Raw genomic sequence first — 14745 nt, 5'->3', positions numbered from 1 at the left:
AATCTGCCTTCTAAAAAAGATGCTTCTGTAGATAAGTAAATGGATCTTCTTGTACAACTTCCGTACCTGGTATTTCATGATTCATATTTCGAAACGCACTCATTTTATTAATTATAGGGGCTAAGCGATCTTCGTTTCGAATATCCAAATTAAATTCGATACCATAAAAATAAGTGTTTCCTTTCGCTTCCTCTTTCCAGACCAGATTTCCTTCCAGCTCGAAATATTCATTCATTAGAGTAAAAGAGAACCGAAACTTTATCGCAGTATTTACTGGAAGGTTTAAGGAGGATAGTATTTTCATGCCACCTATACTAATATTATTAATTAGAATGGGTGTGACGCCAAGATTTACTTGCCTATTACTTACTTCCGTTATCGTCATTTTCCCTAGTACATTAAATAGAAATTCTAATCGATAAAACCTTCTTCTCTCTTCTTCCCGTTCTTTTAATTGTTTGACTTTCGATGGTTTTAAATAACCGGCCCACATCATTTTCTCAAGCTGATTTACGGGGACTGGTTTAGAAAACAGATAGCCTTGAATGATGTCACATTCTTTCTGTTTAAGAAACTCAAACTGCTCGTATTCTTCCACACCTTCTGCAACTGCCTTAATTCCCATCTCTCTTGCCAGATGAAGTACAGAAGAAACGATAGCACTATTTACATTACTTCCATCATTCACATCTTTAATAAAAGCTTGATCTATTTTTATGGTATCCACTTGAAAGTAACGTAAATACTTTAAAGAAGAATAACCGGTCCCAAAATCATCTATTGCGATTTTCACGCCTAAATTTCTAAGCTTTTCTATATTAGAAATAACCGTTTTTTCTTCTTTCAAGAGAGAGCCTTCCGTAATCTCAAATTCTAAGTATTTAGCAGGTACATCGAATAAATCCAGTTGCCGCTTAACATATGCAACTAAATCAGTTTTCATAAACCTAATAGGAGACAAATTAATAGCTATGGGCCGTATTGTTAAATCTTTATCTTTCCAATCTCTAAGTTGAGCGCATACTTTCCGAATTACCCAGTCCCCTATGCGATTGATAAGATGATTTTCTTCTGCTAAAGGAATAAACTCCCCTGGAGAGACCAGCCCCCACTCCTTATGGTTCCATCTTAGCAGTGCCTCTGCACCATAAATAATTCCCTCTTTATTCACTTGTGGCTGATAGTAAATTTCAAAATCCTCATTTACAATCGCTTTCCGCATATCTTTTTCTAAAATATACTTTTTATAAGATGAAATATCCTGATGAGACGAATATAACCTATAATTATTTTTTCCTTGTCGCTTTGCCCTAAATAATGCAGAGTGGGCATTTTCAATTAAAGATAGTTTATTATCCCCATCCTCAGGATAGAAGCTGATTCCTATGCTCGCTGTAATTTTTAATTCAAAATCATTAATTGTGATTGCTTGGTTTATATGGCGTATCAATTGTTCTGCTAATTGAAATACGTGTGCATTATTAGGATACTTTTCCAAAATAAGAACAAAATCATCGCTGCTCATTCGAGCAATATATCCATTATCTTGGACAACTGCCTGAAGTCGTTTAGCGATATTTATTAATAAATCATCACCTATGTGATAGCCAAGAGAATCATTGATAATATGAAAACGATCTAAATCCAAATATAAAACGGCAAATGGCTGTTCCTTTTTACAAAGAGTATTTAGCTTCTCAAATAAACTTTTTTGATTAGGAAAATTTGTCAGTTCATCAAATTTAGCGAGATAATCAAGCTTTTCACGCATTTCTACTTCTGCACTAATATCAGCAACCATACCAAATAAATACTTTATTTCACTATTATCATCCATCCATGGTATCGTATGCTCATAAAGCCATTTTTCCTTACCATTTCCACTTTTCAGTCGAAATCGATTTTCAATGGATTGTCCTGATTGCAGTAATTGGTAACTATCTTGTAGTTCTTTTCTATCTTCTGGGAGAACCATGTTTTTCCAATAATCAGGTTCATCGTACAACTTTTGTATGGGATATTCTAATATTTCTTCCATCCCTTTTGAGGCAAATACAATTTCCCCTTCCATATATTCACGCATCCATATGCCTACATTTAAGTGATCATAGACATACTTAAGATTATTTATGGTGTTCTGTAATTCATTTTCCAAAAGTTTATACGGTGTATCGTCTTTTACAACTCCTATTAATTGGTAAGGTTTTTCATCTTTCATTACACTCTCAGCTTGGACACTGATATATCGTAGTTCTTTGGTTTTCCCATGAAAAATACGAAATTCCGTTGCATAATCCACCCCCATATTACAAGCATCACTAACTACCTGAAACGTACTGTCATAATCATCTGGGTGTACTACAGAAAATGGCGTGTTCATGGAGAAATCGTCTGTTTTTTCGATACCGAAAATATCATAAAAATTTTCCGAACAGGTAATTTTATCTTCTATTATGTTATACTCCCAGCTACCGATGGAAGCAATCTGCTGTGCATGATTTAAGTGTACTTCACTTTTAGCAAGTGCTTTTTCTGATTGTATATTAGAGGATGAACGATAAGACATAAAACTTCCATGCTTTTGCTTTTCTTCTTTTTTCGATTGTTTATTTCGTCGATTCTTAAATATATCTAGAATATTGGATTTTTTAGTTTTCATCATAATTAACCCCTTGATTTTCCTAATAAAACTACCTACCCTGCAATTTTACCTATTTACTTCCTTTTCCATAGTAAGATAAATCACCTTCCCTTGTATGGATATGTCTTCTAAGTCGAAACACACCTAATAAATTCTACTAAACATCGTGTCTCCTCCACGATCCTTTGCTTCATAGAGGTTTTCATCTGCTTCTTTGAATAGACGATTGAAGTCACGTCCATTCAGTGGATAGAAGGCTATACCAATGCTAGCTGTAATTTCTATTTGATGACCATTTATATGCATGGGTTCTTTTACTTTTTTCAAAATCCGGTTCGCTACTTCCACCGCTACAATTTCGTTCTTCAGTTCTGGTAACACGATAGTAAATTCATCTCCACCCAGTCTAGAAAGCGTGTCTGTTTTGCGTATACATGATTTCACTCTATTAGCAAATTCCTTAATGACCTCATCTCCAACATCATGTCCAAGTGTGTCGTTGATTTCTTTAAATTTGTCACAATCTAAAACAAATAATGCCGTTTGTTTTCCTGTTCGGTCTGTTGTGTACATTGCTTGTTCTAAATGGTCGTTAAATAGTCTTCGATTTGGTAAGCCAGTTAATTGATCGTAGTAAGCCATTTTGGAGAGTTTCTCTTCTTTTCGTTTGTTATCTGTTATGTCTCTGGATATAACGACAATTTTATCTAATTCACCCTTATCATCAACAATTGGAATCAAGTGAGAATGCAACCAAATGGAATACCCTTCTACATGTTTTCTTCGCACTTCAATTTCTAAGTTTTCCTTTGTTTCAAATAAACTTGTGAAGGCTTGGTTAATCCTTTCAACATCATCTGGATGAACAAATTTGCTGAACATCTTTCCAACCATATCTCTGACTGGATAACCTAGAATTGATTCAACAGCTGGTGATGCGAAAGTAATTCTGCCCTCTGGACTGACTATTTTTATAATGTCCATTGAATTCTCTGCAATGATTCGAAATCTTTCTTCCGTTTCTTTTAAATTCTTCTCTGCTCTTTTCCGGGAAGAAATATCTCTCGCCATTACTAGCACAGAATCTTTCCCCTGAAACTTAATTAGGGTATTCAATGCATCTGCATAAAAAGACCCACCTTCAAGGTTTATAAATATTTCTTCTAACGGTTCAGCTGGTAACGAGTCCTTTTCAACTAATTGCATCCGCTCAAGCACTTGATTATGAAATTTCGGATGAACGAACGTTAAGACATCTTGATCAATAACTTGATTTGGATTTTTAGCCTTTAATAGTTCTAACCCTTTTTCATTGATATACTTTACTCTTCCTTCCTGATGGATCATCATCGCTTCTGGAATGGTTTCAACGATTTGTTTATACGTCTCTGCATTTTCTTTTATTTCATTTAATGTTGAAGTAGAATCCGTAACATCTACATAGGATACTACCGCTAATACATTTCCTTTTTGTACAGGATTATAACTAACTTCCACATCAAACTCCTTTCCATCTTTACGGAGTTGTTTAGTCCTTAAATAGATTGGTTTGTTATTTTCCTGCAACCTCTTCAAGAACGACTCGATTTGATTATGGAAATATTCTGGTTGAATATCTGATAACATTGGTTTTTGCAATTCTAGCAAATTCAAATGAAACATCTCTTCAAATGAGGTGTTCGCACGCAATATCTCACCATTGTATCCAATCAAACAAAAAGCGGTCGACGTAAGATTCCACACATGTTCGAGTTCTTCTTTTTCTTTCATCAATTTAGATGCTTTACGTTTTATTTCCGTAATGTCTCTTCCTGAACAAGCTATTCCAATAATATCTCCGGTTTCATCATAGATTGGGGATAATGTTAATGATAAGTCGATTAAACCTCCAGACTTTTTCTGTCTTTGGACCGAAAAAGCCTTACGTTTGTTTCCTTGTAGCACTTCGTCATATAGATCATCCGTTTCCTTTTTTAGCCAATCAGGAACGGCTGGCATTTCCTGACCGATCACTTCTTCTGCTGTATATCCTAAATCAGTCACATAGGCTCTATTGACATATTGTACTTTCTTATCTTTATTAATAATGCAAATTGAATCCGAATTATCTTCTAAAAATGATTGATAAATCATTTTTTCTTGCTGAATTCCATCCATATCCTTCTTTTGTTGTGTCATGTCCATTGCGATTCCATATACCCCTTTTAATTCTCCATTAATAACTAAAGGTACGTTTTCAACACTAACCACAACTTCATGCCCATCTTTATGGTAAATGGTTGTCTCATATTCCACTGTTTTCCCTTGTAGAGCTAACCGAAATTTTTCTTCGACTTTTTTCTGTTCATGTGGATGAACGATTTTTGAGAAATGTTTCCCTACAAGATGGGTGTCAGAATAACCCGTTACTGCCTCTGTCGCTTCATTCAATTCTAAAAAATATCCACCTTTATTAAACATAAAAAATGGTTTATTGCTATTCTTTGGAAGAGAATTAAATAACTGTTCTTTTTCATCTAATCTTCTATTTAATTGTGTTATTTCCTCAAGTTCCTTAGCTTTATCTGTTACATCTTGCACAAGAGCAAAAATGTACCTATTTCCTTGCTCTGAAAACGAAGTCAAAAACGTCTCATGCTTCATTTTGTGCCCATTTTGGAGTTGAACTTCATTTTCGAAACTCGTAAATGACTTGGATGAGGCGGCTTTTTCATACTGGGAGGTAAGATATTCCGCGCTTTCTTGTGATAAAACCTCTTCGAATTTCTTTCCTTCTAATGAATCTACCTCTTCCATTTGTAAGAACTCTAGTCCCATTTGATTGGCAAATACATAATAAAATTGGCCGTTTTTCACTTCCATAACATAGATCATCATCTTTAATGCCTCTATGCCTGTTAACATCATTTGCAAAACTTTGCTATCCTCAGAGTTTCCCTTTATATTCATTCGCTGTTTAATTTGTTCAACTAAATCATTTTGCTTCCATTTATTCAACATATCTTCCATTGACATATGTAGGTCACCATCCAACTTTTCTATTGCATAAAATATCTATTTAGGAATACTGTTATCTTTGATATATTATTCACTATTAATCCTAATTTAACTATCACCCGGTCTTCTTATTTTAAGAGAATTTATATAGGAATGCAGTACTATATTCTTGGAAAGGATTGAGAAAATATGATACATTTCGAAACTCGAAATACAATACTGGATAAATAACTACATTGCTATTATAATAGTAAGAAAATTTATTTTTATTTAACATGGGAGGTTCCTCGTGAGACATGTCTTATCTTTTTTGAAACCATATAAAATCTCCGCTACTCTCGCATTAAGTTTGATGCTCATTGAATTATCTGTTGAACTGCTTCTTCCCTTTTTTCTCGGATTGATGATTAATCAAGGCGTGATGAATCAGGATTTAAGTAATATTGCCATGTGGGGAAGTATTATGATTGGGCTTGCTTTCGTCTCTTTTTTTGCAGGTATTCTTAATTCCTTCTATTCCTCGCATGTCAGCTTTTCTTATGGATATGATTTGCGAAAGAAGTTATTTGAGAAAATTCAGGAATTTTCATTTAAAAATTTAAACCAATACCCTACATCAGCATTGGTTACACGCTTCACCAATGATGTTCGCCAAATACAAAACACCGTTTTTATGGGACTGAGAATTATGTCTAAAGCACCACTTACCGTGCTAGGTGGTGTTATTATGGCTTTTATGGTAAATGTAAAGCTTGCTCTAATCTTCCTAATTACGGTACCACTGCTTATCCTGTTCTTACTTATCGTTCTCAGATTTGCCGGTAAGATGTTTAAACATGTACAAAGCAATGTGGACAGTGTGAATCGGGTCATGCAGGAAAACCTTGTTGGTATGCGTTTAATCAAAGCGTTTATGCGCAGATCCTATGAAGAAAATCGATTCGAAAAGGCAAACGATAATTTAGCCAATTCAACTCGGAGAACATTTCGTTTTGTAGAAGCTTCAACGCCAGTATTATTTTTTGTTATGAATGTAAGCTTAGTATTTATTATTTGGTTTGGGAACACGCAAATCATATCTGGAGATACAAATGTCGGAGAAGTCGTAACCATTGTTAATTATGCCTTACGAGTATCCATGTCCATTTCTATGTTCTCCTTCATTATTATGGCCCTATCCCGAACAAAGGCCTCGGCAGACCGTATTAGTGAGGTTCTAAATGTGGATATAGATATAACGAATACGACTAACAGCCATTCCCAACAAACGATATCAAATGGGAAAGTCGAGTACAAACATGTCTCCTTTCATTATCCAAATAGCAACAAAACGGTTTTAGACAACCTTTCATTTACACTACAAGCAGGTGAAAAGTTAGCTATTATTGGTGCCACTGGATCTGGTAAAACGTCCTTATTTCAGCTAATGCCACGTCTTTATGATTCAACGAATGGTGAAATATACATGGACGATAAGCCAATTAGTTCCTATCGTTTGGATGAATTACGTGGGAATATTGGTTTCGTACCACAGACTCCATTATTGTTTTCCGGTTCAATCTTTGACAATATTGCTTGGGGAAAAAAAGGGGCAACAAAGAAGGAGGTTATTCAAGCAGCTAAAGATTCGCAAATTCATGATACTATCATGGAATTACCAAACCAGTATGAAACCAGAGTCGGACAAAAAGGGGTAAATTTATCAGGAGGTCAAAAGCAGCGAATTTCTATTGCACGAGCTTTGGTTCGAAAACCACAAATTTTGATGTTGGATGACAGTACAAGTGCCCTGGACCTAGCAACCGAATCACGATTACTTCGAGCAATACAAGATTATCAATGTACCCTTTTCATCATTACACAAAAAATTTCTACTGCAAGAACAACAGATCAGATTCTATTATTAGATGAAGGAAAAATACTAGCCATGGGGACACATGAGGAATTGCTCTTACAATCTGACTTATACCAGAAGATTGTGGAATCACAGTTTGGAAAGGAGTCTACCTATGTTAATTAATGAAATAAAAGCACCTTTTCAGCATAACAAGATTCCCTTTGAGCAAGTAGATATCGAGAATAAAAAACGTGCCAAAAATTTCAGTGGGACTTTACGCCGCATTTGGTCTTATTTAACGAGAGAAAAAGGAAAATTATTCCTTGTGTTTTTTGCCGTTGCCACCACATCTGGCCTTAGCTTACTCGGTCCCTACATGGTTGGAATGGCGATTGATGATTTTATCGTAACACGAGAAGTTGATGGACTTGTATACTTACTCATTGGCTTGATTGCTGTATTTTTCTTCCATTCCTTATCCATGTTTTTGCAAAACTTTTGGATGATAGGTTTAGCACAAAACACGGTTAAAGATATGCGAGAAAATCTTTTCAATCAATTCCATCGACTGCCAATCTCCTACTTCGATAAGCGGCAGCATGGTGAATTAATGAGTCGTCTTACCAATGATATTGATAATGTCAATGTTGTTTTAAACACTTCTGTTATCCAAATTCTTTCCAGTGTACTAACACTAGTGGGAACTCTCATAGTCATGATCTCACTTAGTCCGATTTTAACTCTTGTAACCATGATAATCATCCCAATGATGTTTCTTGCCATGCGTTGGATCACGAAGCGTACCGGTCGCTTATATAAAATGCAGCAACGAGCGATAGGCGAAGTAAATGGATATGTAGAAGAAATTGTCTCTGGTCAGCACGTCGTCAAAACATACTCTCAAGAAGATCGTGTTATTCACGAATTTGACGAACGAAATACCACTTTAAAGGAAACAGGATTTTGGGCACAAACTATTGCAGGATTCACGCCAAAGGTGATGAATACCCTTAATTTCTTGAGTTTTGGTATTATAGCCTTTGTCGGTGGCTTATTAACTATAAATACAGAACTAGTTACAGTTGGGGTTATTGTTATTTTTACAGAGTATGCCAGACAATTTACAAGACCACTTAATGAGCTTTCTAATCAATTCAATATGCTCTTGTCTGCTATCGCAGGGGCAGAACGCGTGTTTAATGTTCTTGACCAAACACAGGAAGAAATTGATGAGGAGAATGCCAAAGAATTCTCAACTGTCTGTGGTAATGTGAAATTTGAAAATGTCTCTTTTGCTTATGAAGATACACCTATATTAACCAATATTTCCTTTGAAGCAAATCAAGGTGAAACCGTAGCTTTTGTTGGCCATACTGGAGCAGGTAAAACCACAATTATTAACCTAATATCTCGCTTCTATAACTATGATAGTGGTCGAATAACGCTAGACGGAACAGATATTAAGAATATGAAACGATCGAGTCTTCGCCAGCATATGGCATTTGTTTTACAAGACTCCTTCTTGTTTCAAGGAACCATTCGAGAAAATATACGATATGGTAAGTTAGATGCCAGTGATGAAGATGTGGTTCTTGCAGCAAAAGATGCCAACGCTCATGAACTCATCATGAAACTTTCAGATGGCTATGATACTATTTTAGATCAGGAAGGTTCAGGAATCAGTCAAGGGCAGAAGCAGTTATTAACGATTGCCAGAGCTCTCCTTAAAGAACCAAAAATCTTAATTCTAGATGAAGCTACCAGTAACATAGATACAATTACCGAATTGAAAATTCAAGAAGCATTAAAACATCTAATGCAAGGCAGAACAAGCTTCGTAATTGCCCACCGCTTGAATACAATTCAGGAAGCAGATAAAATTATTATGTTAGAAAACGGAAATATAATAGAACAAGGAAATCATGAACAACTTATTGAGCAACGAGGAAAATATTATCATTTATATAAAGGACAAGTGACGGATACTGCAAATTAGAAAGTCACTTGTTGACATGATAAACTTAAAGTTAGAAGTTCGTAGGTAATGTACAGATTTACTAGTGAATATCCACTGTGATGTGTGGATGTGCTAAAATATGGAACTTTTTGATAACGTCTTAAATCACTTGGGGGGAATGATCATGCGAAGAAAAGGGAAAATGATCAACAAAGAAATTACTAGTACTTATTTAAATGAAACGAAAGCAATTAAAATTTACCAACCGGAAAGCTTTTCACCCCTTCATAAATATAATATTTGTATTATGCAGGATGGAAATGATTTTTTCCAAATGGGAAGAGTAGCAACATTTAGTGATAAATTGCATGGGTCAGAAGAAATAACGAATACTGTTTTTGTTGGTATTCATTATAAGAATAGGAATGATCGCAGAAAAAAATATCATCCAGATGGGGAAGAATATCAAGCATACACTCAATTTATTGTAAAGGAAGTCGTTCCATTATTAGACGATCTAATTCCTACACTCTTTCTCGGGAAATCCCGTGCATTAATGGGAGATTCCTTAGCAGGCACGTTTGCATTGGCCACTGCCATAAAATACCCTAACACTTTCGGCAAGGTTATTATGCATTCCCCTTATATCGATAACACCATGTTACGTCTAGTAGAAGAAACAGATACAGATCTGTCTTCCATTGATATTTATCATACGATTGGCACAAAAGAAGACGAAGCCACATTGTCAGATGGAAAAGTAGAAGACTTACTAACACCAAATCGTGAATTAAATAAACTATTACTTGAAAGAGGGGCTAGTTATATTTATCACGAACTGGACGAAGGAAACCATACATGGAAATACTGGCAAAAAGATATGCCAAGAACATTAAAATCAATGTTCTCTGAGGAATGATATTTTTGTTATAATAAAAAAAGATGCAAGTTATATGACAGGAGGTTTTTTATATGAAATATGGTATCGCAATTTTTCCATCAAAATCGATTCAAGATGAGGCTAATTCATACAGAAAAAGATATGACCCGCATTATTCATTAATCCCACCACACATTACAATGAAAGAAGCCTTTGAAGCAGATGATGACACACTTAATGAAATAGTACCTGAGTTAAAAAGGATTGCTAAAGAAACAAAACCATTTACCATCAATATTCATAAAGTTAGTACTTTTGCTCCTGTTACTAATACAATATATTTTAAAGTGGAGCCATTGCAAGAACTTTATGATTTACATCAAAAATTGCATGAGGGGAAATTCGATAACAATATGACCCACAGCTTTGTTCCTCACATCACCATAGCTCAACAGTTACTTGATGATGAATACTCTGATGTGTTTGGAACCCTTCAAATGAGTAGTTTTGATTTTGAAGATGAAATAGACCGTTATCAACTCCTGTATCAATTAGAAAATGGCTCCTGGACGGTTTATGAAACGTTTGTATTTGGAGAAGGATAGAATCTCAGCATAGAGAATCAACGTGTATGTTGTTTTCTAAGAAAGGAATTTATATGGAAGTAAAAATTGTAGAAACGCATGAGGAACTTGAACAAGCATACCATGTTCGAATGGTTGTATTTGTAGAAGAACAAAATGTACCTGCTGAAGAAGAACTGGATGAATTTGATAAGACAGCTATTCACTTTATTGGCTATGAGAAGAAACAAGCAATAGCAGCGAGCCGCCTCCGATTTACAGAGGAATATGGCAAATTGGAGCGGATATGTGTCATAAAGGAATATCGCGGAAAATCATTTGGTAAAGAACTTATTCTTGCTATGGAAGATGTTATCAAAGAAAAAGGCTATAAAAAAGCCAAATTAAACGCACAAACCCACGCAGAGGAATTTTACAAAAAACTTGGTTACGAAACAATTTCTGGAGAATTTATGGACGCAGGAATCCCACATGTTACGATGATTAAAGAATTATAAGTTAAACCTCTAAATTAAAATAACAACCATTTCAAGGTACGAAGTCACATAAGCTTCGTACTTTTTTTATGAAATCTCAAAGTTTTTTTGTCACAGACGTTCTGACAAAAAAAATGATAGCCCAGAAAGAAAATTTTATGAAGCACCTTTCTAGAGGTAGAGGCTTTAATTTTTGGATTAAAATTAAATTCCCATTCCTGCATGACTTTCACTTCCATGGGAACAATAAAAATTGATTGACTAAAAGTATTATAATACAAAGTAACAGTAACATCGATGTTTATAGGTAAGGGGATACTTATATGAGTAGTTATTTAGCTATGTTCATTGAAACTATATTCGGATTTTTCGCCCTATTCATGATTACAAAGATATTAGGGAAAACTCAGATTTCCCAAATTACCCCATTCGACTTTATTTCTGCTCTATTATTAGGTGAGCTCGTAGGGAATGCCCTATTTGATAAAAATGCCGGAGTACCAGAAATCGCATTTGTTGTAACATTGTATGGTATATTAATGTATATTTCTGAAATTGTTACACAAAAATTCAAACGAACACGTGCGTTACTTGAAGGATATCCATCCATCGTAGTTTATAATGGGAAACTTGTACGTGATGTCATGAAAAAGAATAAGCTTGATATCAACCAGCTGCAGCACTTACTCCGTAACAAAGACGTATTTTCTTTACAGGAAGTAGAGTTTGCCATTTTAGAAGCCAACGGTACTTTATCTGTTATGAAAAAATCTGATTACCAGCCACCGACCAGAAAAGACATGAAATTATCTGCGCAGGAAGTTAACTTGCCTGTTACACTGGTGAATGATGGCGAAATTATTTACGACAACCTAATAGAAAAGAACTTAAATGAAGGATGGTTGTTTCAGAAGTTGGAGGAACAAGGGTATTCCAGTGTAGAAGATGTTTTTTATGTAGAATATAACAAGGGCCAGGATTTACTCATAATACCGTATGTTGATCGCAACCATCAAAAATGGGATGTCTAATTAGCATCCCATTTTTTAAATGGTGGCGTTAAAATGACTTCCTGTTTCTGATTTATTGGTATTCTTAGTTTGATTATTTTTTTGATTGAATTGATCATATTGGCTTCTCATATCCTGATGCTGCTTTTCTAACACAACTTTATATGGCTTTTCAATGGTCTGCTTCACTCTTCTAGAATTTATCTGTTTTTGGAAGTGATTTTTATAATGATTAATTGGTAAAATATAACCCACCTTAAATCCCCCTTTTTCCTTGTAATAGTTGAAAAAGTTTGATTTACTCCTGGTGATATCTCCTCTAATTCCATTATAAGAAAATAATTATTAATTTTCCATCCTTTTCTCTAAATATTTCATACTTTCTTCTAAATCAGAAATTTTCTTGTTAAAATCCCTGTTCCAGTTAGCTGCGTTTTTTTCAAAAGTTTTTATTTTTTCTTCTGGACGCTGTAACCACTTCTCGTTCTTCTCTAAATGTTTTTCTAGAATTCTTAAGTTATCTATCCATTGCTTTTCTCTGTCTTTCATCTTTAGCTCCTTTCCGAAAGGCTTTTCTTCATCCTATGTCTATATGTAAAAAAAGGGCTGGGTATATTGCTGTACCTAACAAATATACAAAAATGAATCACCGTAAAAAAGGGATTTTCGCTTAAATATTGATATCTGCCCACACCAACAACGTAGTCCCACATATTCTAATAGGGAAAGTTAACCTAATAATGAAAGGAGATATAAATCATGGGTTGTGGAAAAAAAATGGACACAGGTAATTGTGTTGCAGATATTTTAAGAGATATTGTAGATGCACAAGATGATATTGTAGAAAATTGCTGCGACACTGGCTGTGAACAATCAATTGCTGATTTATTAGGAGATACTGATACAGGAAATGGTTTGGATACAGTACCGATAATTCTTTATTGTGCAGGTGATTGCAAACCATTTAAAGGATTCGGTGCAGAAAGAAAAGTTAAAAATGGCGAATTCGGTATGCACCCTCTTGTAGCTAGCTTTATTTTCCGTGTTAAATCTGTAGACGATGACAATTGTGCTGTACTTGAATTATTATTAAAAGACGGTGAAACTTGCGGTTGTGACGACCTAAAAGATCCATGTGATCAATCTACACACGACTTAGAAGCTACTGGTATCTGCATTACTGTTGATCTTGATTGCTTCTGCCATGTTACTTGCTTACCAGCAATCAGTGTATTTAATAACGACTAATAAAAACTGTAAAAACACCATCGAAAAGTGGAAGCCCACTTTCATGGTGTTTTTTACTTTTATTAAAAACCAAGCATTCGAACCTGTTTGATTTCCTCAAATGGAATCTTGACTGCCCTTCTCCCCACTTGCATTTCAACTATTTCATCTTTAAAGTTTAAAATTACCCCACGATGTGACTTATTATCAGTCTTTATTTCACACTTCAATTTAGGCGCATATTCAGACGTGTTTGTGAAATAAAGAATACGTTCTCTTGTGGTCATATCCTTAAACTGTTTTCGTTTACTGGTTGTCTCATCTTGTTTGGGTTCTTCCTCTTCTATTTCCTTTTCTACAGCAGTCTCATCTTTCATGCTTTTCCTAGCAGAATACCTTCTTTTCGGTATCTCCTTAACTGGTTCAGTATTACTGGATGGTTCTACAGGTTTTTTTTTCGATCTCTTTGGCGATACATAACTATTCTGCATCGGAGCTTTCGGCGCACTCACTTGTGGCTGATGTATGAAAAGCATAGGATCATTTGCATATCTTTTCTCACCCATTAGAATCTCTCCTTTATATAGCAATTCACTAAACCATTATATGTATACTGGAATCAAAGTGTGTAATCTGCCTAATACTTGTGTGTGCGTAGATATTGCTGGTTGTCTCGTTGATATCAGGCTTGTGTTCGTTGATTTCTGCTCCGAACGTAGATATAATGCTGGTTCTCGTTGATATCTTAGCTGTGTGCGTTGATATCGCTGGTTGTCTCGTCGATATCTGCCTTGAGTTCGTTGATTTCTGCTCCGAACGTAGATATAATGCTGCTTCTCGTTGATATCTTAGCTGTGTGCGTTGATATCGCTGGTTGTCTCGTCGATATCTGCCTTGAGTTCGTCGATTTCTGCTCCGAAGTAGATATAATACGATCTCTCGTGGATATCCTGGTTGTGTGCGTTGATATCGCTGGTGCTCTTGTTGATATCTGGCATGAGTCCGTTGATATCTTCTAGGTTCGCAATTATACCGCTATCTCACGTTAGTTGATTTTAATAAAATATAAATTCATTTATAAAGAGGTTTTTATCGATTTATGTAGAATTAATATATAACACTAAAATAAGGAGAGA

General features: G+C 35.1%; 12 protein-coding genes. 7 read left to right on the top strand and 5 right to left on the bottom strand.

From position 1 onward, the window contains the following. Positions 1–10: 10 nt before the first annotated feature. Positions 11–2659, bottom strand: coding sequence for an EAL domain-containing protein (locus D8M06_RS11985; RefSeq protein WP_158591784.1), 2649 nt, complete (start codon positions 2657–2659; stop codon positions 11–13). Between the two features lie 126 nt (positions 2660–2785). After that, entirely contained in the window at positions 2786–5656 is a 2871-nt protein-coding gene (locus D8M06_RS11980; protein WP_121204646.1) for a sensor domain-containing diguanylate cyclase, read from the bottom strand. A 271-nt stretch (positions 5657–5927) separates the two neighbouring features. Between D8M06_RS11980 and D8M06_RS11975 the strand changes: the two genes are divergently transcribed. From D8M06_RS11975 to D8M06_RS11950, 6 genes are all read left to right on the top strand, one after another. Then, positions 5928–7658: an ABC transporter ATP-binding protein gene (locus D8M06_RS11975; RefSeq protein ID WP_121204645.1), complete on the top strand. Its 1731-nt coding sequence runs from the start codon at positions 5928–5930 to the stop codon at positions 7656–7658. Further along, positions 7648–9471 carry an ABC transporter ATP-binding protein gene (locus tag D8M06_RS11970; RefSeq protein ID WP_121204644.1) on the top strand — a complete coding sequence of 608 codons (1824 nt, stop codon included), beginning with the start codon at positions 7648–7650 and terminating at the stop codon, positions 9469–9471. The genes D8M06_RS11975 and D8M06_RS11970 overlap by 11 nt, the downstream gene beginning before the upstream one ends. Before the next feature lie 145 nt (positions 9472–9616). Beyond that, positions 9617–10351 carry an alpha/beta hydrolase gene (locus D8M06_RS11965; protein ID WP_121204643.1) on the top strand — a complete coding sequence of 245 codons (735 nt, stop codon included), beginning with the start codon at positions 9617–9619 and terminating at the stop codon, positions 10349–10351. Positions 10352–10404: 53 nt separating this feature from the next. After that, complete coding sequence (locus D8M06_RS11960; protein ID WP_121204642.1) at positions 10405–10917, top strand: YjcG family protein; 513 nt, start codon at positions 10405–10407, stop codon at positions 10915–10917. 53 nt (positions 10918–10970) lie between these two features. Next, positions 10971–11393: a GNAT family N-acetyltransferase gene (locus tag D8M06_RS11955; RefSeq protein ID WP_121204723.1), complete on the top strand. Its 423-nt coding sequence runs from the start codon at positions 10971–10973 to the stop codon at positions 11391–11393. 302 nt (positions 11394–11695) lie between these two features. Next, positions 11696–12403 (top strand): DUF421 domain-containing protein, encoded by a 708-nt coding sequence (locus D8M06_RS11950; protein WP_121204641.1) that lies wholly within the window; start codon positions 11696–11698, stop codon positions 12401–12403. Between the two features lie 15 nt (positions 12404–12418). On the opposite strand, the gene D8M06_RS11945 is transcribed toward D8M06_RS11950, so the two are convergent. Both D8M06_RS11945 and D8M06_RS11940 read right to left on the bottom strand, forming a co-directional pair. Beyond that, entirely contained in the window at positions 12419–12637 is a 219-nt protein-coding gene (locus tag D8M06_RS11945) for a hypothetical protein (RefSeq protein WP_121204640.1), read from the bottom strand. 90 nt (positions 12638–12727) lie between these two features. After that, complete coding sequence (locus tag D8M06_RS11940) at positions 12728–12931, bottom strand: hypothetical protein (protein WP_121204639.1); 204 nt, start codon at positions 12929–12931, stop codon at positions 12728–12730. A 210-nt stretch (positions 12932–13141) separates the two neighbouring features. Between D8M06_RS11940 and D8M06_RS11935 the strand changes: the two genes are divergently transcribed. Next, positions 13142–13630, top strand: coding sequence for a CotY/CotZ family spore coat protein (locus D8M06_RS11935; protein ID WP_121204638.1), 489 nt, complete (start codon positions 13142–13144; stop codon positions 13628–13630). Positions 13631–13692: 62 nt separating this feature from the next. Here D8M06_RS11935 and D8M06_RS11930 read toward each other — a convergent pair whose 3' ends face one another. Beyond that, positions 13693–14175, bottom strand: coding sequence for a CotO family spore coat protein (locus D8M06_RS11930; protein WP_121204637.1), 483 nt, complete (start codon positions 14173–14175; stop codon positions 13693–13695). Positions 14176–14745: the final 570 nt, after the last annotated feature.

This window comes from Oceanobacillus halophilus, assembly GCF_003628505.1.
Taxonomy (GTDB): domain Bacteria; phylum Bacillota; class Bacilli; order Bacillales; family Amphibacillaceae; genus Oceanobacillus; species Oceanobacillus halophilus.
The sequence above is the reverse complement of the archived record's forward strand: the minus strand, read 5'-3'. Positions and strand labels throughout refer to the sequence as shown.